This is a genomic window from Massilia phyllosphaerae (assembly GCF_034659755.1).
GTDB lineage: Bacteria > Pseudomonadota > Gammaproteobacteria > Burkholderiales > Burkholderiaceae_D > Telluria > Telluria phyllosphaerae.
In genome coordinates, this window is record NZ_JAXSQX010000010.1 from 85,548 (window position 1) to 106,081 (window position 20,534).

Sequence of the window (20,534 nt, forward strand, 5' to 3'; positions counted from 1 at the left end):
ACGCTAGTCATCGCTACGCCGTTCGTCTCGCGCGCCTGTTAATAGCTGCAGCAACGCATTGATATCGACCGGTTTGACAAAATAGTGATCAAAGCCTGAAGCGAGCGCAGTATCCCGATCATGACGAGTGCCATATCCAGTGAGGGCGACAAGCAGCGCCTGTCGTGTTGCCGGAAGCACGCGCAGTTCTCGGGCTAACTGATTGCCATCGATGTTTGGCATGCCTATATCGAGTACGCAAGCATCGGGAGAAAATGCTTTTACTCGTTCAAGCGCAGTGGCAGATCCGTGTTCAACGACCACATTGTGCCCGTGTTCGCGTAGCGCCATCGCCAACAGGTCGGCGGCATCGATGTTGTCGTCGACAACCAGAATATTCAGGTGCGGTCCAGTCGTCTCCGTAGCGCTCGAGGAAATGGCCGGATGCATGACCGGCGCACACAAGCGTGGCAGTTGCACCGTCAGCGTGCTCCCCTGGCCCAGACCGGCACTGAACACTGTGACCGAGCCATGATGCAATTCGATGATGCTTTTGACGAGCGCTAGGCCAATGCCCAGTCCGCCCTGGGCACGATCCGGTGTGCGTTTAGCCTGCGTGAACAGGCCGAATACGTTACTCTGTACCTCTGCCGTCATACCGATGCCGTTGTCGCTGACGCGCAGGACGACTTGCCTTGCGTTGGATGTCATGTACAGCGTTAAATGGCCGCCCTCGGGCGTGTATTTGGCAGCATTGGTCAGCAGGTTGGCAATCACTTGAACCAGCCGCTTGCGATCTCCGGAGACAAACGTATCCCCGTCGGGCATGTCGATGTCGAGACGATGCTTACGCGCGGCGATCAAAGGACGGACCTGTTCCAGCGCTTCCTGGATAACGCCTTCCACACCAACAGGAAGAAACTCGAGAGATACAAGTCCGTTCGTGACCCTCGACGCGTCAAGCAAGTCATCGATCAGGCTACTCATGTGCGCAGCTTGACGCCCGATAATGCCGCTGGCCTTCATGACGCCGGCACTGTCCAAACGGTTCAGTCCCAGGAGATGCGCTGCACTCGTAATCGGGGCCAGCGGATTACGCAGCTCATGCGCCAGCATCGCCAGGAACTCGTCCTTATGACGCGCTTCGAGCAGCATTTGCTCCTGGCGCATGCGCTCGGCCGTATATTGCTCAGTAACGTCGTTGCCTTCGACGAAGATGCCCTCAACGACGCCATTCGCATTTGAGATCGGCTGGTAAATAAAGTTAAGTACCCTTTCTGAAAATATGCCTGGCGACCGTTCGAACCGAGCCGCTTTGCCGTACGTAACGGCAGCCTCACCGGTTCGATAGGCGTGGTCAAGCAGGTTGATGAAACCCTGTTCGACGAACTCTGGAATCGCCTCTCGCACTGACCTTCCCACATACTCGCGCGGTCCCATCAACTCGGTCATTGCGGCATTGGCCAGTTCGAAAACATGATCAGGTCCACGTAGCACCGCCATGAAGCTGGGGGCTTGTTGAAACAGTGCCTGAAGCCTGTCGACGTCCGCCATCAAGTTCAGGTTGGCTTCAAAGACGTCCTGGGCGCGCTTGAAGATACCGCTGTGGGCGGGTACCAGATTCAGAGGCGCGTCGACAGTGTGGCGACTGACTTCTCGCAGCCTCTCCAGCTCGGTGACGTCGATAGGATGCTGCAAGACATATTCCACCTCCCCGTTGGAAGCGATGACAGGGGAGTGTGTGATACTCCAGTAACGGACCTCGAAGCCTCCACCGTCGACTTCTGGACGCGGAATATCGAACCGTAGCAACGCCATGGTATCGGCTTTTTTAGTCCGGATTACACGCTCGAATGAAGCGATTGCCTGTTGCAGGGTTTGCGGATCAGTCGGAAATGCATCCCACGCCCATCGACCAACGATGTCGTCCAGTGTACGGTTGGTTGAATCAAGGTAGGCGCGGTTTGCACTTGCAATGTTCAGCTCGCGATCAAGCACAAGATAAGGATTGGGAGAGGCGTCGAATAGACCCTGAAAGAATGAATCGGAGAAGGGCATTGTTGTGATCGCGGGCTGAATCGTGAGATCGCACCCTGAATTCAGGTTGATGACTGGCGGCATCGGGCGATGGCGCAAACGAGAAGCATAATGGGTTGAATCGACCTTCCATCCGAAAATTGGTTGCAAAGCGTATTGAGTCTTGGGTCAAAGGCGGTTCTTGAAAAACCGACTGATCGGTGCAAAAGTGTCTGGTGTGCACCTATTCCTCTTGTTTTGAACGCGATCGTCGCATCAGTGCCGCAGAAGGCTGCACAACCGTCGCCAGCGTCCGACCGCCATTCGTCACGTAGCAAACTAGGTCTGCTCTTGCGCCAAGCTGTCCGAGTTTTTGTAAAGGCGGCCGTCCGCAGGGATATCGATGACGAAGGTGGTACCGCGTTCAACGCTGCTGTCCAGGCCAATGCTGCCGCCATGGCTTTCAGTAACTGCGCGTACATAGGGCAGGCCAATGCCCCAGCCCTCCTTGGCGCCGCGTTTCGCAGTCTCGGCCCGGCGGTACATCTGGAAGATGCATTCCTGTTCCTGCGCTGGAATTGGCAGTCCTTCGTTATGCACAGTAACGACCAGGCGGCCGTGGATTTCTTGGCTCTGAATCGTCACCGGTGTATCCCGGCTGCCGTATTTGACAGCGTTGCTCACCAGGTTTTCGATCACCCGTTTCAATGCGTCGCGATCCCACCATCCCCGCACCGAGCCTGCGTCGAGGTGGATACGCGGTCCGTGGATCGCTATGGCCTCGGACTGCGCCTCCTTGATCACTTCGAGAATATCGAACTCGGATAAGGACAGCTGGATGTCCTGGCCGCCGTGAAAGGCCATCGTATCGAGCAATTCATCGACCATCTTGCTCATGCGCTGGATGTTCGTGATGGCCTTGGCGCCGAGCGTCTTCATCTTTGCCTGGTCATTGGTTAACAAAAGGACTTCAAGCCCCGTCAAAGCGGCGGCCATCGGGCCGCGCAGATCATGGGTGAGGGCGGCCGCGAAACGTTCGCGAAAGCCGCTGTGCACCAGCGTGAATGCCTCGACCGCTTCCTGGATGCCGCCATCGATCGACGCATTGATCGCATGCATCTCCTCATGGTCGAGCACGACCTGTTCCCGATGCAGAACCTCGAAAATCGCCCATCGCAGGAGCTGATACTCTTCGATGAGTGCGGTATGGTCGTAGGACGTGATACGGGCACGTTCGCCGCCATGTTCTGCCGCCACGGTGGTGCCATCGGTCGCTATCGCCCGCGGATAGGCAGGACTGATACTTTGCGCGATATTGTCGTAAAACACAGGTAGCGTATCGATTAGGATCGGGTGCTGAAGCGACCGAGCTTGCTGCAGGCGCTGGCGCACCTGCTGTTCCCACAGCGCAAATACGTGGTCGCGTAAGGACAGCATGCGCTTGCCGTTGGATGACAGCGGAAATTGAGCCTGGTTTTGATCGCTGGCGAATGACATGGGTTTAGATAATAGTGCGGAAGAAAGAGAGCAAGTTATGCTACTACTTGGTCAGGCGATTTGCTTGCTTCGTAAAAACACGTTTTGATGGATTTTACGTTCATCGAGCCCTTACTTCGCCGAGATCAGCTCATTGATGCGCCGTGCCAGCATGTCGACCGCGAACGGTTTGGTTAGCACATGCATGCCCGGTTCGAGCTGGCCGTTGCCGATCAAGCTGTTTTCGGCATAACCGGTGATGAACAGGACTTTGAGTTCCGGACGGTGCTTACGACCAGCACCGGCCATCTGGTGCCCGTTCATGTCTCCCGGAAGGCCAACGTCATTGGCAAGCAAGTCGATACGTACATCCGATCGCAGCATGTCGAGGCCAGTCCGGCCGTCGGCCGCTTCAATCGTGCGTTACCCCAGGTCTTGCAGCATTTCCGTGACGAGCATGCGGACCGAAGGTTCGTCGTTGACGATCAGCACGGTTTCACCGTGCTAACTTGGTTTGCGCCACTTATGGGAAGTGCAATCCTGAACCTGCTGCCCGTACCTACTCCATCACTGGATACAGTGATTTCGCCGCCGTGCAGTTTCACGATCGTTTTGACAAGCGCAAGTCCGATACCGAGTCCACCCTGCGATCGATCCGGCGTTCGTGTCGCTTGCGTGAACAGGTCGAAAACTTGAGGTTGCAATTCCGGGGAAATGCCGATGCCATTGTCCTGCACATCAATGATCACCCGGCTGCCAGCCGTATCAACGGTTAAAACGATGCTACCGCCTTCCTGCGTGTACTTGGTTGCGTTGTTGAGCAAGTTGACGATAACCTGAACAAGTCGATTCCGGTCGCCGGTCACCGCGGGATGGCCACGTTCATAACGGACGGCCAACGACTGATGTTTGAACTGTATCAGTGGCCGTGCCTGCTCAATCGCGCTCGTCACGATTGCAGCCAGATCGACCACTTCCATCTTGAGTTCGACGAGCCCCTTGGTAACCCGTGATACGTCCAGCAGGTCATCGATCAGTGCAGTCAGGTGCCTTGATTGGCGTGCAATGACTTCAGCGGCTTTGACTACCTTGTGATCGCCATGGGCAAGCATCTTCAGCATATCAGCGGCGGTTGCGATTGGCGCCAGTGGATTTCTAAGCTCGTGTGCAAGCATAGCGAGAAACTCATCCTTGCGATGGCTTGCAGAGACGAGCTCACGCTCGCTCGCCTGCAATGCCCTCAATGTCGTGACGGATTCGGTTACGTCGTTGCCTTCGACAAAAATTCCCGTAATGTCGCCGCGGTGGTCGAAAGTCGGTTGATAAATGAAGCTGACGAATCGCTGTTCGAGCTTACCGTTCGGTTCGCGCTGCAGCATGATTGGCAATTCGTTTCCGAAGTACGGTCTACCGGTTGTATACACCTGATCAAGAAGCTCGTAGAATCCTTGGCCCTCCAGTTCCGGGAGTGCTTGCCTGACTGGTTTGCCAACACTGTCGTTACGGCCGATGAACCGGCAATAGCCGTCATTCGCAATATCGAAGATATGTTCCGGGCCACGCAAGACGGCAATAATGCCTGGCGCATGCTGGAAAAGGCGCTGCAGCCGCGTAATCTCGTCTGCACGGTGCTGTTGTGCCAGGACTTGTTCAGTTGTTTCCATCACAGCGCAAAACATGCCGCCGACCTGTCCGCTTTCGTCCCGCACCGGTGAATAGGAAAAGGTGAACCATACTTCCTCGTTGTATCCGTTGCGGTGCACTGTGAACGGCAAATTTTCACCGTAGACGGCTTGTCCACGCATCGCTTGTTCAATATTGGGTCGTACATCGACCCAGACCTCGCCCCAGATATCTTCCAGCCGTGCGCCAACTGCTGAGGGATGCTTGCTTCCTAAAATTTCGATGTAGGCGTCGTTATATAGCATGGCAAGATCTTCCCCCCAGGCAATAAACATCGGGAACTTCGAATTGAGTAGCATGCCGACCATAGAGCGCAGAGACTGTGGCCAATTTTCGGGTGAGCCAAGCGGCGACAGCGACCAGTTGTGAGCACGCATCAACGCGCCGGTTTCACCGCCATCGGCCAGAAACGTAAATATTGGAACTGATGATGTGTTCATGCATTCGGAGCCTGTGTGCTCTTGAAATCGATCCTGTCGCATCATACAAGAGGTAAGCAAAGCACATGCAGACCAACGTGATTCGTTGACCGGTTGAATCGAAGCTCAGCCCTGGACATCCTCGCCAGCTGGGAGAGAACGGGCTCGGATGACGCCAAACCCTTACCAAGAGATCCACGAATACCAAATCTTTCGCGTAGCCAGCGCCACAGTAGCCAAGGACCGATTGGCGTTGGGCTAGCCCGAATGGTCCATTATCGATCGATCAACACACCCACGCGTGGGGCGATCCTCGGGTTTACCCGCACTCACGAGGATCTGCGCCACAAGGTCGCCGCGCACCTTGTTCCACGACATGCGCACGCCGCTGTCGGTGATCGCCAACGGTGCCCAGCTTATTTCGATCGCGCCCGGTTTAAACCTGGTGCAGCCTCGCCTCGAACATCGGAGCCAAGGCCGATCACATCGACGCCATGATTCGCGAACTGATTAATGCTTTGCCGTTGCATGGCTCGGCGAAGATTCCACTGCGTCTGATCCGTTTCGACATCCTCGACCTGGTCCAAGAGACTCGCGATTAAATATGCCCAAAGCGCGAACCAGAGCTTCGTGGTCCATGCAAGAGGAGAGTCGGTGACGGGACGTTGGTGTCGCACCTCGATGCGACGAGTGTTGGAAATCTTGATTAACAACGCGATCAAATATGGCGACAGCGGCGCCGTTAAGATCGTGGCGCACCAAATTCCAGGCCGGCTACTGCTCAGCGTGCACAACGTACGCAACCCAATTCCGGAAGATCAGCACGATCGGATCTTCGAATACCTGCGCCGCGAATCGGAACCTCTCGTCGGCACAGGTTGGGGAATCTGACTTCCGTTCGTTAAGGCCGTGGCCGGAAGCCATGGCGGCAGCGTCTCGGTGGACAGTTCGCCGCGGTTGGGAACCACATTCCTTTTCGACGTTCGCGTCGATTGCCGGCCTTTGTCGAAGCGCTCGATGCTCACAACGGCGCGCGAGACCTATGACCTGATAGGGGCAGTGCATTGACGCGATCAAGATTCTTTTCAAACGGCGAAAGGGTGGTTGAAGCGATTACCGAGTGGACGGTCTTGCTCGCCCAGACTTCACAACACTAGAAGCGTCTGCTCCCGGCATTGAGTCTAGCTCGCGAGCTCGACTATTTCCGCGATCTGCGTTGGCTTCGTCAAATGGATATCGAAGCCAGCAGCTTTCGTCTTTTCTCGCGCTTCTTGATCGCCCCAAGCGGTTAAGGCGATGATTTTTAAGCCGTCGAACGCCGCGTCGGACCGCAGCGCCTTCGCCACCGCAAAGCCATCCACGAAGGGCATGCCCAAGTCCAAAAAGATGACGTCGGGAGCGTCAGCCTTCACCGCTGCCAGCGCTTCGGCTCCGCCATACGCCACGGAAACATTTAACCCGCACACGCGCAAAATTTCAGCCGTCATGTCGGCGGCGTCGACATTGTCGTCGACTACCAATATTTTCTTCATTGAAGCCATTTCCACTCCCCACCGTCTTGTCGGCGGCTATGGCCAGCTGACACACGTCTCTTTGAGCCATTTTTTTGTTTCATTATACGCCGGGCCGACTTAACAAATTAGATCCGTTTCATCATATTGATCAAATTGAGATCAAAATTAGGTTAGCCTTGACCTAAAGCTTGTTTGAAGGTTAAGACTGAATCGACTGGCCATCGCATGGCTTGGCATTTCTTGCCATTAAGATGCTCAAACAGCGATGTTCCAATGCCAAAAGTGAAACAGCAGGTTACTTTGAGCGGGCGAAACGATGACAACTCAATCCTTGGCGAAAAGCAGGAAGGGATCTTCGATTACTTGCGTGGCGAGAAAGGAACTCTTCCTGTTACAAGCTGGAGGATAAGGCTTCCGTTCGTGAAAACCGTAGCGGAGAGCCACGGCGGGGTTGTCTCGCTCAACAGTTGCGCGGAGCGAGGCCCCACTTTTGTCATTCATCTTCCTCTTGACGCGAGGCCTTTTGCTCGGTCGCCAGGAAACGCGCAGAACGGGTAACTCTCAACCCATCCGTTTGGCTCAGCATGACAGCTGGCCAAGCAGCGGGCAATAGCTTGCCATACAAAGTAGCGGCGCGTCTCACGATGCAGGCCTTGGATCAGTTTTCAATCCGGTCGCTATGAGCATTAATTATAGAGCTCCAGATCCTGCGCTCGTGGATGCACCGAGCGAAGCGCTGCCTATGGATTTGCCGTGCGACCGCAGCAGCATACGCTCTGAAGCATAGCGAGCCAGCCGCGCGCCGCCTGCTCAAGAAATTGTTAAAATAAAAACATCCTATTCACCCCGTTGAGTCTATTGCTGCCTCGCGGTGGCCTGACGATTGCCGGCGACAGCAGGGGAGCCGCGTTTGATCAAAGAGCAAAACGCAGGGTACACAAAATTTCGACGCAAATTGGTGGTCGGTTATTTGATTCTATGCGCGTTGCTCTTCGCGTTGCTGGGTTGGAAGGTCCTGTCTGAATATGAATCGGACCGGCAAGCCGCCGCTGCGGTCACGAAAAACAGTGCACGCGCCATGGCGGCCCACGTCGGCGAAATCATCGACGCGGTAGACCAGTCGCTGCGCATCTCTGCTTCAGCCATTTCGGCGCTTGACGAAAGCGCGTTGACACCGGACGCGGTGCTGCCGTTGCTCGCCGTCTCGTCCCAGGCGTCTGACTCGCGCCACTGGCTTCTGTTTATCGACGCCTCTGGCAAAGGCGTGGTCGCAAGCAGCGGATTGCCGGTTCGAGACGTGTCTTTCGCGGACCGGTCCTATTTTTTGGACGCGTCGGTTATTCATGCGGATCAGTTGCATGTTGGGGGGCCAGCCATAGGACATGTGTCTAAACGTCGCTTATTTTTTCTGAGCCGTCGCGTTGAGTCGCCATCCGGAAAATTTCTGGGCGTCATCGCCGCACCGGTGGACGCCAAGCGCGTCGCAGACGTGTTTGAAAGAGCCAGGCTCGGGCCAGAGATGTCCATCTCGTTGACTATGAAGGGCAGCATGATCGTAGCACGCGCGCCGTTGTTCGAGGAGTCGTTTGGGGCTGACCTGTCCGGGTTGGTGCGCCCAAACCCCGCCGTGCTCATCGAGGGGACGTTCGAAGCTGACAGCCCTTTTCGCGGCGAGCGGCGGCTCTTTTCGTACACTCCGGTGGCATCGCTGCCCTTGATGGTCGTCGTGGGAGTCACGCGCGACTCATGGGCAGCCGACTCGCGCTCGGACTTTATCGCAGGGCTTGTAGGGCTAGCCGTGGCGTTAATCGTCGCGCTCTTCAGCGGCCGCGTCGCGTTGGAACAATACATGCGGCTTGAACGCGTCGAGGCGTCGCAGCGCAAATTGATCGATCAGCTTCACTGCGCCAAGATGGATCTCGCTCGGGGTGAGCGCCGGCTGCGAATGATCGCCGACAGCGTGACGGCGCGGGTCGCTTACGTCAATGCTGATGAGCGCTACACGTATCACAACACCGGGCCCAGCGGCGCCCCTAGCGGTGCGTCGCTGGGGAAGACGCTTTTGGAAACGCATGGCCCCGAGGTTTATGAAGCAATAAAGAAAGATGCGCGCCAGGCTCTTTCTGGCGAACGAGTGGATGTCGAGCGGATCTACGTTGTCGATGGACAGTCACGTTGTTTCAAGCATCAATACACGCCGGATTTTACCAGCGAAGGAAGGGTAATGGGCTATTACGCCATGATTACCGACATTACCGAATTCAAGATGATCCAGAAGCGCCTACTACATTTAGCGCGCGTCGACGGCCTGACCGGACTTCCGAACCGCGCGGAGTTGTTGGACCGGTTGGTGACTGCGCTGGCGCGTTGCCGCCGGACGGCCACAGCCATGGCCTGCCTGTATTTGGACATTGACCGGTTCAAAGAAGTGAACGACACGCTGGGCCACGCAGGCGGCGACTGCGTGTTGACGGAGTTCAGCCGACGATTGCGCCAATGCGTGCGTGAGTCCGACACAATCGCGCGGCTGTCTGGCGACGAATTTGCCATCGTTCTCGAAGATATTGGTCGATCTGAGGAGGCTCAAGGCGTAGCTGCCAAAATCATCGCCTGCATGGCCGTGCCCTTCAACATCGAGGGCCAGCTGCGCGTGGTTACGACCAGCATTGGCGTGGCGCTAGCCAATCCGTTGGAGGACGATCCACGCTCGCTACTGCGGGCTGCGGACGCCGCGCTTTATCGGGCCAAGAGAGCAGGCCGAAACCGGTTGGAAAGCTGAGGCGTTAGACGCAAAGGGCGCCTATAAGCGCCCTTATTAGTCGAAGGAACCCAGCCGTTCAGCCAGCCTACCAAGTTGCCGAGGTGGGAATCCAGCAGTCACCATAACAGTCTGAAAACGACCCTAACCGGACGTTGCCAATGCCGTCAGACAGCGGAGTTACTTGTTTGTCCTGGTTTGATGCAGGGCCGGTATCCAGCACGATCCTATTTTGGAAAAACAGTGGTCATCAGCGGCACGAAGCTCCTGTCCAAGGAGGTCGTAAAACGAAGCCTTGGCGGCTAGCTGGGGAATTCGGTCGATGATTCTTCCGTTGGAGACAGCGACCGTGTACAGGTTAAAGGTCCCCATGTTGTCACAATTTGAGTGAGGAAGAACCTGGGCCGCGACGAGCAGCGTCGTCGAATCTGATGACCAGGCAACGCCGGCGATATTCGGTTCCTCCGGCGAATCGCATTTCGGATAGTGCCTCTGGAAATCCCGTCGCACTGCTCCGGTCAGATCGATCTTCCCTATTTTCGCTGCAGAGATGCGATACACCGAGACGTGATACGTTCCCACGGCGCCGTCATCGCTGTAAGTGACGAAAAAGAAGGCCGATGTCGGAGACCAGCCAATCTCGGGACAGCTCCACGCTGCCGTTTCAATCGCGAATTCGTGACCGTTTTCATCTACTGTAAATATTGTCGTCTCGCCGTCAGCGGAGGGGCGCGTCACGATCTTGCGCCGATGGTTTGGAGACCAAATTTCGCCGCCAGGTGCTGAGGACGATACCTTACACACGTCTTGAGCAGCTGCAGAGAAGTTGCCATTTCCGTGTGGCGTGAACCAGTGCTTGATTTCGGACGTCGCACGAGCATGTGCCTGTAGGCCTAACACGCAAACAATTAATAAAAACAGAGATCGTTTCATCATTATGAGTTCGGGAAACAACCTTGGGTGACCGCTTCTGGCCGATTGCAGACCTAGAGCTACGTCCGCTTCCGCCCCATACGGACTTTCGCTCGGCACCAATGCACGGCGCAGGAATGACCGTGCTTACCGGGAACTTATCGCGTTAGTTGGTGACTGGCACTGCCGATGCCACGGGCTTGCATATTGCGGGACACTGCCTACTTGCCTCATTCGTGGCATAGCAAGCACCGCCAGGACCCGCATAACAAGCCCCGCCTGGCCCCGCATAGGCAACTCCACCCGGTCCTGAGTCTTTTGCACCACCTGGACCTGCATATAGTGGGCCGCCGGGTCCTGCATACATGGGACCGCCAGGTCCTGCATACATTGGGCCCCCCGGCCCTGCAGACGCTGCGCCGCCGGGACCTGCATACAATGGACCACCTGGCCCTGCATAGCATGCACCGCCTGGAGACGTCGAACACGAAGCATCTATTTTTGTAGCAACGTTTGGCGTAGTTTGAGTAGTCATGCATCCAGAAACGGCGACAAAGAAAAGAAACGCTATTGACGACTTCGGAATTCTCATTAGATGCCTCATTTATGGGTTGCGATTTCAAAAACGGAAACTTCGTCTTTGGTCCAATTCAATTTTTCTGAAAGACCGCTTCTGGCCGAAAGCGGAAGTTCCTGAGAGGATCTCTGCCTCGGCCTCTTGTGTCAAACATTATTGTTTTGTGTCGAACTTTATTGTTTTGTGTCCGACTTTATTATTCGTCCACAGTTCCCGTCAGGTCTCGGTCGCGAAAACGCGCCCGTGAAACGCTGAAACCGTTCGGCAAATCTACTCAACATAACGCGGGCTATGTTGAGTAGTATAAATTGTAAGTCATAAATATACCTGTTATGATACCTGTACGTTTTGTTTAACTGGACCCGATGAGCCGCCCCCCTTTCCGCCTGCCCGACGATCAAGCCCGCCGCATCGCCCAGCGCGTTGCGGTGCTCGACCAGGACATTCCTCTCGACACCAGTAACCATCGTCCCTTCGTCGGCGCCTTTATCGAGGCCGTACACGACGCGACCGGAAGCTATTTCAGTCCGATGATCTACCAGCGGCTCCTGCGCGCCTATGCGCCGGCGCGGCGACCATCGACTGCAACTATCGCCAGCGAACGGGCACGCATCATGGACACTGCCGAGCAGCTCGAGCGTGCCGCCGGACTCGATGACGTTCAGCGCGAGCGATTTACGGAGGCGATTCGAACCGTCATCGCCGACGAGCTGGACCAGCGGCTGGCCAGTTTGCCGGTAGCCGATACAGCGACGGGTTCAAGCCAGGTTGAATTTTTCAAGAACCGGCTCGCAGAGTGCGAAAGCGAATTACGGGCCCTTCGCGCCACCGCGGCCCAACTAGTTACCAACCTGGCCCTCTCGACACAGCGTGCCGAGATCGCTGATCGCGAACTCGGCGACCAGCGTCAGGCCAACGATAAACTTCTCGAGCAGTTACGTGTTGTCCAGGAAAGCGCGGATGGCAACCGGCGGTTCGCCCTGATGTCGATCGAGGAAGTGCGTGGCGAAGTACGCCATTGGAAAGACCGCTGCGTCGATCTCGAATTGCAGCGGCAGCGTGACCTCCAGCAGCTTGACGCGATGCGTCGGCTGGTCAGTGAACAGGACAAAGCAAGGAACAAAGGATTTCGATGACAAACGTATTTGGGCAGCTGGTACCTGCTTCAGGCCTGGAAGTCAGCAACGCGCTTGGTGTAGTGTCCGATGATTGGCACGCCGCTGAAGTCTGGCTGCAAGCGATCGCGAACCGGCCACGCCGGAATTCCCCTCTGACCGTGACAGCGTACCGGCAGCACCTGGCAAAACTGCGCTGGTATTGTGAAAACGTAAGCATGAACCTGCCGTCCAAGTGGACTGTCCAGGATGTCGACGCTTTTTATCGTTTTCTGAAGGAGCTTCCTGAGCACGCATTGTGTGAACGCGACTATGCCGGCCGCTACGCCGAACTGGGCGAAGCTGGATACACGCCATTTCGGTGCGTACCCTCGGCAAGCAGCCGCTCCGACATCCAGAAGTGCGTGCACGCGCTGTTTCGGGCATGGCGGGAAGTCGGCTATATACAGGCCAACCCGATGGGTTTTCACGGCGCGGGAACGGAGAGAAAGATCAACGCCAACCGCGCGGTATCGCTCGACCTGTTCGACCTGGTGCTCGAGACCATGGAAGAACAAACGAAAGATACGTTCGAAGCACGGCAGCGGCATGTGCGTGACCGCTTCCTCCTGATCGCCTTGCGCGAGCTAGGCCTGCGTTCGAGCGAGTTGGTCAAAGCGAGCATGGGCGCGTTCCGGCGACTGTCTGATCCGAAGTCGGGACGGTCCTACTGGATCATGCACGTGACCATGGAAACAGCCAAGGGCGGCCTTGAACGCAAGATACCTGTCACCCGGCAGGTATTCGAGGCCTTGGTAGCATACCGGGAAGCGTTCGGCCTGCAGGCCTTGCCCGGCCCTGCCGATACAACCCCCCTACTACTGTCGCCAAGGACGCACCGCAACGCCACTACCGTCCGGGGCGTGCCACTGAAAACTGTTTCTACGCGGCGTGACTTCGGCAAATGGCGAGCCATCACCTCACGCCACGGTTTGTACTATGTCGTGAAGCAGCGCTTGGGCGCTGCGGCGACGTTCCTCGAGTCGATCGGCGATCATGATCGGAAGACGCAGCTTGAGCAAGCATCGCCCCACTGGCTGCGTCATACCTTCGCTAAAGCCGCGCTGATGCAGGGGGAAGACATGCGTAGTGTCGCCGCCTGGCTAGGCCATCGCGACATCGGTACCACGATGATCTATACCGAGCAGGAGGCACTTGACCTGATCAGACAAACCGAACAGGTCCGGCCGGATGTCTTGGCGTTTGAAGCACAGTGGAGTCCGCCACGATAGGCTCGACCGGATCAAGCGATGCGGCGCTCGGGCGCTGCAGGCGATTCTCTCTCGGTTTACAAGTCGCCAGAACACGCTATGGAACGAGTTGAGCGATTTGTGCGCGGTGTGAGTGCCAGTGTGATTGTGTGAACGTCGCCGGTGGTGTACGCAGGCGCTCAGGCGGCGGGCTTTGTACATAGACCACCGCTGGCTTGTCGTTGCAGTCGCGACCTGCCACGGCCCAGAGGCTCGAATAGTTAACGGGGCTCATCGGTTGGTCCCAGCGTACGCTTGCCTTGCCGTCCGCCTGGTCCGACCAGCGCATCAATACGCCAAAGCAATCCATGGCAGAGGCGGCGAACACATGGCAGGCAACCCAGGCCTTCGTTGTTCTTGACCAGTGCGACGGGATCGTCTCGGGCCTGGCGAGATGCCACCCAACGATCCCATACAGCTCCTTTGTGGGCGGCACATACAGATACCGAGGCGCGCAGCAGCCTTCCCAGAACATGCGCCACCGGAGGAATGCCATTGCATACGGACAGAAATCGACTGTCGATTTTCCATGCATGTTCCACCAGAGAGACTTCGCCGCGCTACGAATACAACGCTGGTGCTTTTTCAGGACATGTCGCCACAAGTGCCTGCGAAGGGCTTTGTAAGTGTCCAGCAAGCGTGCAAGGCACTCTGCCGAATCGGACGCTACCGTGGATTCGGTCTTCAGCGACGTTGTATCGTCCGCCTCGTCACTATCCTCGTCGTCGTGGAAATCGCAAAGATGGCTACACCCACACTCATGCCTGGTTATGTACTGCGTTCGTCCACCAAGCCGTTTGACCTGCGCCCCCGGAACTACGTCCTTTAATACCTGGGTGAGGAATCCTGCATAGCTCGATGTGATTTCCACTTCTTCGTGCCGGACAGCGGTGATTCCGAACCTGGCGGCGTGCTTCAAGAGATTGCGAGCATCCGTAGTATTGATCAGTTCGGCGCCTGCGGCGATGCGATGAAAGCGCAGCGGATCTGCCAGCAATGCCTCTTCATGCGCCTGGAGTCGCAATATCTTTGGCCGATCCTCCCGAATTGTCGGTGCCATGTCGAAGCCGCAATGTGGGCAGGTGAAGGGTTGCTTACTAAACGTCTTCGTCAGCTTGTATGGAATCGTCCCTCTGCAATTTAGGCAACGGTCGACCAGCATTTGTCCATGAAGCGGACAGGAACGGGTATGACGAAGCTGAAACAGTGGACTGTGGAACCCTGAACTCATGCACGTCACACACCACCTCAGGCAATCGCTGGAATCGAGCACGCTGCCGGGTGCAATATTGAAGAGAAATGCCTCGCGAACGGTTCCCTGGTCGACGCGCAAGAGTGAAGCGAGCACCGCAATGTCGAATACAGCGCCGTCGCGCAGATCGACTTGTGGCTTGGCGAGAATGGCAGAGCGTTTGCCGCATTGGCGGCTTATGACCAGACGAGCTAGGTCACTCGTGGCCATCTGATTGAGATATGCGAACTTCCAGAAAAGTGTCCAGGCCGACTCCCACTTTACGTGCCAGTCGCGTCGCCAACACCACTGCTGGGGCTGCGGCATATAGGTGTCGAGAATGATTTGCCCAGCACGCATGGCTCGTCCTCAGTTTGCAGGCATGCCCAAGTGCAGTTCCTCCAACGCACTGCAATAGAAGGATTCCGCCACCGCCAAGTCCCACATCGCCGGCGTGAAAGCGAAGTTGGCGGTATCCAGACTCATGCCCTCTTCCAATGCGATCTCGACTGTATGAGCGAAGTACTGCATCGGTATCTCGATGGGTAGGTTTGGCAGCGCCTTCGAATGGGCGCGCTGGAACGCCTGCCAGACAGAAAGCGCCTGGTCGACTAGCCGAAATCCGTTTGCATAAGCGCGTGGAAAAAAGAAGCGGGTGTACGTCCAGTCGCTGTTTTCCGGGAAAGTCGCTTCGTCATAACCTTGCAGACACGTCGCGATACTGTCGGCGTCGGTCAAGCCGTCAAACCGCAACTCACCCACCATGAATCGCAGGATAATCTGGCTCTGACTACTCTGCCTGAACGCCGACTTCTGGTTCAGCAGCTGCGGCTGCCCGACCAGCAGCGTGATCATCCGGATGCCCTTGCGCTCGAGGCAATCGTGCACGTCGCGCAGCCACTCGTATTCGATCGTGCCCAGCCGCTGGGCCTCGTCGGCGAACATGATCAGCCAGTTGTGTCCAGACTCATCTACAAGTTCGGTCAGACGCTCGATCAGCCGGCGCCGTTTACGCGTCGAATTCCCCTTGAGTGCTTCCGGATGACCTGCGGCTTCCAGCAACGTGGTAAAGAACGCGTCCTCCGATGGTTTGATCTTGTTCTCTGTTCCCCAGCTCAGGCAGACTACACCGGGATACTCGTCACATAACGCGTTTTTCACGTAGCGGATCGCGTAGGTCTTTCCAACGCGCGGATCCGCGAACACAATCGCTCCAGGTGTGTGGTTGCGAACGAGGCGCTTGACCTTGGCCATCAGCGCATCGATGCTGGGCGTGGCGAGCATATATTGATGCCGGATCAGTGGGTGAAGCTTGGTATCGATTGGGCGAACAAAGGACTCGGACATGAAAGCACCCCTAAAAAACGAACGTACGACGGATCTGCATCGCCTTGGGTTTGGGCTGTACCGGATCCGGTAGCTGGGCCGGCTCTTGCAGCGTCACTTCGACATTAGGTGCAGTACCGCTCGACTCGAGAACCTGGTCGGTGGCGCTGTCTCCGATGACGTCGTTCTGAACAGTGTCCCTGACTTTCGCGAGACCGTTTGCGGCACGGGTACTGGTTTTTGCCTGCTTCCATTTGTACTTTGCCCAGGCACGTGTAGGGCAATCATCCGGATAGAGCCGCAGCTTTCGCTCAGCGGTCAAACGATGAATTTCCTGTCTTACACGAAGCGAATGTGGCGTGAAGTTCCATGGGCGCGCAGCCGTCAATATCCCCAGTTCGGCCCCGTCTTCGAAGAACGCCTTCACAGCACGAATATCGCGTACGTCGTAATAGATCCGCAGTTTTTTCCCGATCAAAGCCGCATTTCCCGAGAGTGCATGGCTGGTATAGCGAACGTACGCGAAGTTGATGTGCGGTCTGATGCCCTTGCTAGTGGATCCCTTGATCACGACGACGCGCGCCTCCTGCATCAGGCACAGGTTGCTGCGTAAAGGGGCAGGCACGGTGCGAAGAAAACCGCCTTGCGCCTTGACGGAGAACGCCATGGCTTCCAGCGGTGTCTTCCCGCTGACGCCAGCGTGTGCGGTGCCGTTGTAATTGGCGATCAGCACGTGAATCATGTCTTCCAGTTCGGTCAGCTCGACCCGTAGCCGAGTGTTTCCTTCGGGCTCGCCCAAAGCCCGTTCGATCGACTCCGGTGAGTTCCCGACAGTGCCCGGAAGCCGATGTGCGAAGTGGCGGGCGATGAGATGGAAGAAGCGCTCGATATGCGGGCGGGCATTGGGATCGCCGCCCCGGCCGTTATCGGTCCAGCAGCCGACAATGCGGTTCAAGCGCGTCAGTGTGTCCCCTGCCAGCTGCGATTTCGCCCCGTCCATCCGGAACCAATCCCAGCAGGCATAGGCCGTTTCAGGAATTACGGTCGACGGAAAGCCGCCGTCTGGTTTCAGCTGCAAATCCGGAATGGTGTAGGTCCGTGGTGGCGCGGGTACCAGCGCCGACTGGAGCGCGGCCGCGACGTCATCCTTGTTGTACTCCATGCCGAGGGCGATGTGGTAGCCGAGTACTGCGCGCGAAAACACATCGAGTGCGACGATGATCCAGATGCGATGCAGTTCGAGTACCTGCTCCATCCCCATAGGATCGATCAGCCGCACGTCGAGCCGCAAATCCATTTTGTGTCCGTCGAATTCGACTACTTCGAACGCACGTGTGGCCGCCGGCGCCTGGACGTCGTCGGTCGCCCTGACACGGGTCTTGGTACCGCCAGAGTGAGAAACAGCCATGGCAAAGTCCTCGTGTGAAGTCCTCAGTACATAGGTGTGCAGAGAGCGAAAGGCCACGCGCTTGGTGTTGAGCGGATACCGCTCGGCGGTGATACCCGCATTCCGACATGCTGCGACAAACTCGGCGTGGATGTCGTAGATGGGCTGGCGGACCTGTCGCCCGAGCGCGGCCTTCTTGCTTCGAGCCTTGATGGCCTTTCGAAGAGCCTTTTCGATGCTCGGGTAATCTCGCAGTAGTTGGGTAAAGGCGCCTGCACAGCCGGAGGTTGAGTAAGGCGTGGGCTCGACCACAGTTTGCCGCTCGTAGTCTTTTACATGTTGAAATGGCAGCACAGCTCGGAAACCATAGATGCGCCCATCTGGGTGTAAGCGCAAGCAGCGGCGCGCGGCGCGGTACAGCGCTGACTTCCCCACGCTGTGCTTGGCAAGGATGTGCGCAACGGGGATGTCGGGTTGACCAAACAGTTCGGCAACGGCTTGGCTCAACCGGTGAAAGGCATCCTGCTCATCGTCCGGTAGGTGTGTCGGGTCCGCGGACGGCCAGAACTCGATGAGCGGGGCTTCGAGACTCAATGTTCGGCGGTCGAAGCGCTCCAAACTGTGTTCGCTCATGGCGCCTCGATGATGTGTTCCGGTCCGAGCCTGTGCGTCGCGATTTGCTTGCATACGGCCTGGCCGCGATGCAGGAGCAGATAGATGCCTATCCTGATGGTCGTGCTGTCGTGAAGCGCGAATTCCTCCTGCAGCTGGCGTATCGATTTTGGTTGCGCGATGGAGGTGGCCAAGTCCTTGCTCAAGGTTTGCGGTACGAATCGCTCGAACGCCGACAGATCGCGGATCATGCTGCCCCAGTTGGCAAGGGCGATCGCGTGGTCGGCCATATATTCGGGATCGAGACAGCGGACCAGGGCACCGTCGAGCGTGGTACCGTCTAGATCGGCCAGGATCTTGTGTTTGGATTTCGAATTGGCCACGTTGCGCTCGCTTTCCCTGAGCAGCACGAGCAGCTCTTCCCCATCAGCGCGGCGAGTCCAGAAGTCGAAGCACCGATGCCTGGAAGCTCCTGGGATTTTCATGGGCCGCTCACAGAAGCTCAGCACCTGCGAACTGCCCTCGAGCGTCGTCCAGAGATCCAGTGCATTGCGACCGAACAGGGTCACCTGGCGTCTCAGCTTGGGCGAATAGACATCGAAGCGGTGGGCCTTGTGTGGGCGATCCATCACAATAGGTTCTACAAAGCGTGGTGCAGTCGACATCTCAGCCTCCTAGCGCGCATTGTGCGAGCCAAGCATATGCTTGAGCTAACGAAGCCGGCGCACGATTGTGCGTTACCGCACATGGTCGACCGGATCTTACGTCGTCGAGCACCCGTAATGATCTAGCAAGTGGCCAAAATCATCATGTCAGCTAGCAGCACGCCAGTACATCGACTCGGCAGGCAGCGGCACCTGAACAGTGTGGTAAGCGCTGGGCCAGCGTCCGCTCGCACGGGGCGACTTGATAGTGGCGTTAGCGCTTGCTGGCCCTGAGCCAAGTCCATGTTTCGCGCCGATCGGTACAAGCCCCACACTCTTCACAAAAAACAATTGGCGATTTCTTCAATTAGAAAATATAATACGCCAATTAATTTGCCAGTTTTGCGACTGGTTCTTGGAGGCAGAAGTGAAGGCTAGTGAAGTGCTCGAAGATTTCGAATTGGATTTCGCCAATTTGGCGAGGCTTGCGGCAAGTGGTTCGGTGGAGGATGTTCGGTTGTATCTCGCCAAACTTGTGCGCAAGTACCGGACGATTCGGCCAGCGTTTTCCGCGAAATTGGATCAGTCTCTCAAGTCGAGCCAGACTCGCGCATCGGGTCCGTCCGTAATGCGGCGCGGGCCGGCGCCCGCTGACGCCCAGCCGCTGCTGCCGCAGGATCAGGACACCCGGCAGTCGCTAGTGCGCGTGTTTGATGACCGCGAGGGCTTGGCCGCACCCATTCTTCCCGAAGATCTTTCTAAGCAGATCGACGACATCGTGCGCGAGCACCACCAGCGTGCCAAGCTGGAGGCGCACGGCATTCGCCCGACTCGCTCAGCGATCCTGGTGGGCCCTCCTGGTGTAGGGAAGACCCTGTCGGCCCGCTACGTGGCCGCGCGTATCGACAAGCCGTTGTGGGTGCTGGACCTGACGACAGTGATGAGCAGCCTTCTTGGCAAGACGGCTAACAACCTGCGTCTGGTGTTCGAGTCGGCTAAGCAAAGCCAAGCAGTGCTGTTACTTGACGAAGTCGACTCGATCGCCAAACGTCGCAGCGACGACTCCGACGTTGGGGAATTGAAGCGGCTTGTGACCGCGATCCTCCAGGAAGTGGACAACTGGCCTGATTCGGGGCTGCTCCTGGCGGCGACAAACCACCCTGAGCTGATTGACCCTGCACTCTGGCGGCGTTTTGACGCGATCCTTCAGTTCGAGATGTCTGACCGAGATGCGGTGGCCCTGGCGATTCGCCGCTTCCTCGGCCGCGATGCCGAGCAGTTCGATCCTTGGATCGGCGTTATGGCGTCCTCGCTTATGGGACAGTCCCTGTCGGACGTCGAGCGCTCGATTCTTACGATGCGCCGCAACGCTCTCATTCATCAGCTAGAACCATCTCGTTTGGCCGTCGACTTGGCGGTACGCCACGCCGGAGCGATGGACAAGATCGCGCGCCGTGACCTGGCCATCTCGCTGGCTAAGGAAGGGGCGATGTCGCACAACCAAATTTCGGAGTTGACCGGGGTTGCCCGCGATACGTTGCGTAAATATGCTGGCCCCTCTCCCTTGAAGGGCCGCGGACATAAGAAGGAGTGAAG

15 protein-coding genes are annotated in these 20,534 nt (G+C 57.1%); 5 read left to right on the forward strand and 10 right to left on the reverse strand.

Annotation, left to right across the window (positions count from 1 at the left end):
- Positions 1-3: 3 nt before the first annotated feature.
- The 4 genes from U1H99_RS27900 to U1H99_RS27915 form a co-directional block, all read right to left on the reverse strand.
- A complete protein-coding gene (locus tag U1H99_RS27900; protein WP_323144880.1) occupies positions 4-2,100 on the reverse strand; it encodes a PAS domain-containing hybrid sensor histidine kinase/response regulator in 2,097 nt (698 codons plus the stop codon).
- Between the two features lie 234 nt (positions 2,101-2,334).
- The gene (locus U1H99_RS27905) at positions 2,335-3,492 is read right to left on the reverse strand and encodes a sensor histidine kinase (RefSeq protein WP_323144881.1); all 1,158 of its coding nucleotides are present in this window, start codon (positions 3,490-3,492) and stop codon (positions 2,335-2,337) included.
- Between the two features lie 111 nt (positions 3,493-3,603).
- Entirely contained in the window at positions 3,604-3,888 is a 285-nt protein-coding gene (locus U1H99_RS27910; protein WP_323144937.1) for a response regulator, read from the reverse strand.
- A gap of 68 nt (positions 3,889-3,956) precedes the next feature.
- A complete protein-coding gene (locus U1H99_RS27915; protein WP_323144882.1) occupies positions 3,957-5,594 on the reverse strand; it encodes a PAS domain-containing sensor histidine kinase in 1,638 nt (545 codons plus the stop codon).
- 633 nt (positions 5,595-6,227) lie between these two features.
- Between U1H99_RS27915 and U1H99_RS27920 the strand changes: the two genes are divergently transcribed.
- On the forward strand, positions 6,228-6,464 hold the full coding sequence (locus tag U1H99_RS27920; RefSeq protein ID WP_323144883.1) for an ATP-binding protein: 237 nt from the start codon (positions 6,228-6,230) through the stop codon (positions 6,462-6,464).
- A 290-nt stretch (positions 6,465-6,754) separates the two neighbouring features.
- On the opposite strand, the gene U1H99_RS27925 is transcribed toward U1H99_RS27920, so the two are convergent.
- On the reverse strand, positions 6,755-7,114 hold the full coding sequence (locus tag U1H99_RS27925) for a response regulator (protein WP_323144884.1): 360 nt from the start codon (positions 7,112-7,114) through the stop codon (positions 6,755-6,757).
- An 883-nt stretch (positions 7,115-7,997) separates the two neighbouring features.
- On the opposite strand from U1H99_RS27925, the gene U1H99_RS27930 reads away from it, so the two are divergent.
- A complete protein-coding gene (locus U1H99_RS27930; RefSeq protein ID WP_323144885.1) occupies positions 7,998-9,866 on the forward strand; it encodes a sensor domain-containing diguanylate cyclase in 1,869 nt (622 codons plus the stop codon).
- A gap of 159 nt (positions 9,867-10,025) precedes the next feature.
- Here U1H99_RS27930 and U1H99_RS27935 read toward each other — a convergent pair whose 3' ends face one another.
- Positions 10,026-10,781 carry a hypothetical protein gene (locus U1H99_RS27935; RefSeq protein WP_323144886.1) on the reverse strand — a complete coding sequence of 252 codons (756 nt, stop codon included), beginning with the start codon at positions 10,779-10,781 and terminating at the stop codon, positions 10,026-10,028.
- Positions 10,782-11,699: 918 nt separating this feature from the next.
- On the opposite strand from U1H99_RS27935, the gene U1H99_RS27940 reads away from it, so the two are divergent.
- Both U1H99_RS27940 and U1H99_RS30240 read left to right on the forward strand, forming a co-directional pair.
- Positions 11,700-12,470: a hypothetical protein gene (locus U1H99_RS27940; protein WP_288067468.1), complete on the forward strand. Its 771-nt coding sequence runs from the start codon at positions 11,700-11,702 to the stop codon at positions 12,468-12,470.
- The gene (locus U1H99_RS30240) at positions 12,467-13,720 is read left to right on the forward strand and encodes a tyrosine-type recombinase/integrase (RefSeq protein ID WP_288067469.1); all 1,254 of its coding nucleotides are present in this window, start codon (positions 12,467-12,469) and stop codon (positions 13,718-13,720) included. The genes U1H99_RS27940 and U1H99_RS30240 overlap by 4 nt, the downstream gene beginning before the upstream one ends.
- Positions 13,721-13,796: 76 nt before the next feature.
- Here the strand turns inward: U1H99_RS30240 and U1H99_RS27950 are convergent, their stop codons facing one another.
- The 4 genes from U1H99_RS27950 to U1H99_RS27965 are packed head-to-tail and all read right to left on the reverse strand — an operon-like array spanning position 13,797 to position 18,959.
- Positions 13,797-15,329, reverse strand: coding sequence for a hypothetical protein (locus U1H99_RS27950; protein WP_288067470.1), 1,533 nt, complete (start codon positions 15,327-15,329; stop codon positions 13,797-13,799).
- A 9-nt stretch (positions 15,330-15,338) separates the two neighbouring features.
- Positions 15,339-16,316, reverse strand: coding sequence for an AAA family ATPase (locus U1H99_RS27955; RefSeq protein WP_288067471.1), 978 nt, complete (start codon positions 16,314-16,316; stop codon positions 15,339-15,341).
- A gap of 10 nt (positions 16,317-16,326) precedes the next feature.
- Positions 16,327-18,315 (reverse strand): TnsB C-terminal domain-containing protein, encoded by a 1,989-nt coding sequence (locus U1H99_RS27960; protein WP_323144887.1) that lies wholly within the window; start codon positions 18,313-18,315, stop codon positions 16,327-16,329.
- On the reverse strand, positions 18,312-18,959 hold the full coding sequence (locus tag U1H99_RS27965) for a hypothetical protein (RefSeq protein WP_323144888.1): 648 nt from the start codon (positions 18,957-18,959) through the stop codon (positions 18,312-18,314). Before U1H99_RS27965 ends, U1H99_RS27960 begins: the two co-directional genes overlap by 4 nt.
- 421 nt (positions 18,960-19,380) lie before the next feature.
- On the opposite strand from U1H99_RS27965, the gene U1H99_RS27970 reads away from it, so the two are divergent.
- The gene (locus U1H99_RS27970) at positions 19,381-20,532 is read left to right on the forward strand and encodes an AAA family ATPase (RefSeq protein ID WP_323144889.1); all 1,152 of its coding nucleotides are present in this window, start codon (positions 19,381-19,383) and stop codon (positions 20,530-20,532) included.
- Positions 20,533-20,534 lie beyond the last annotated feature (2 nt).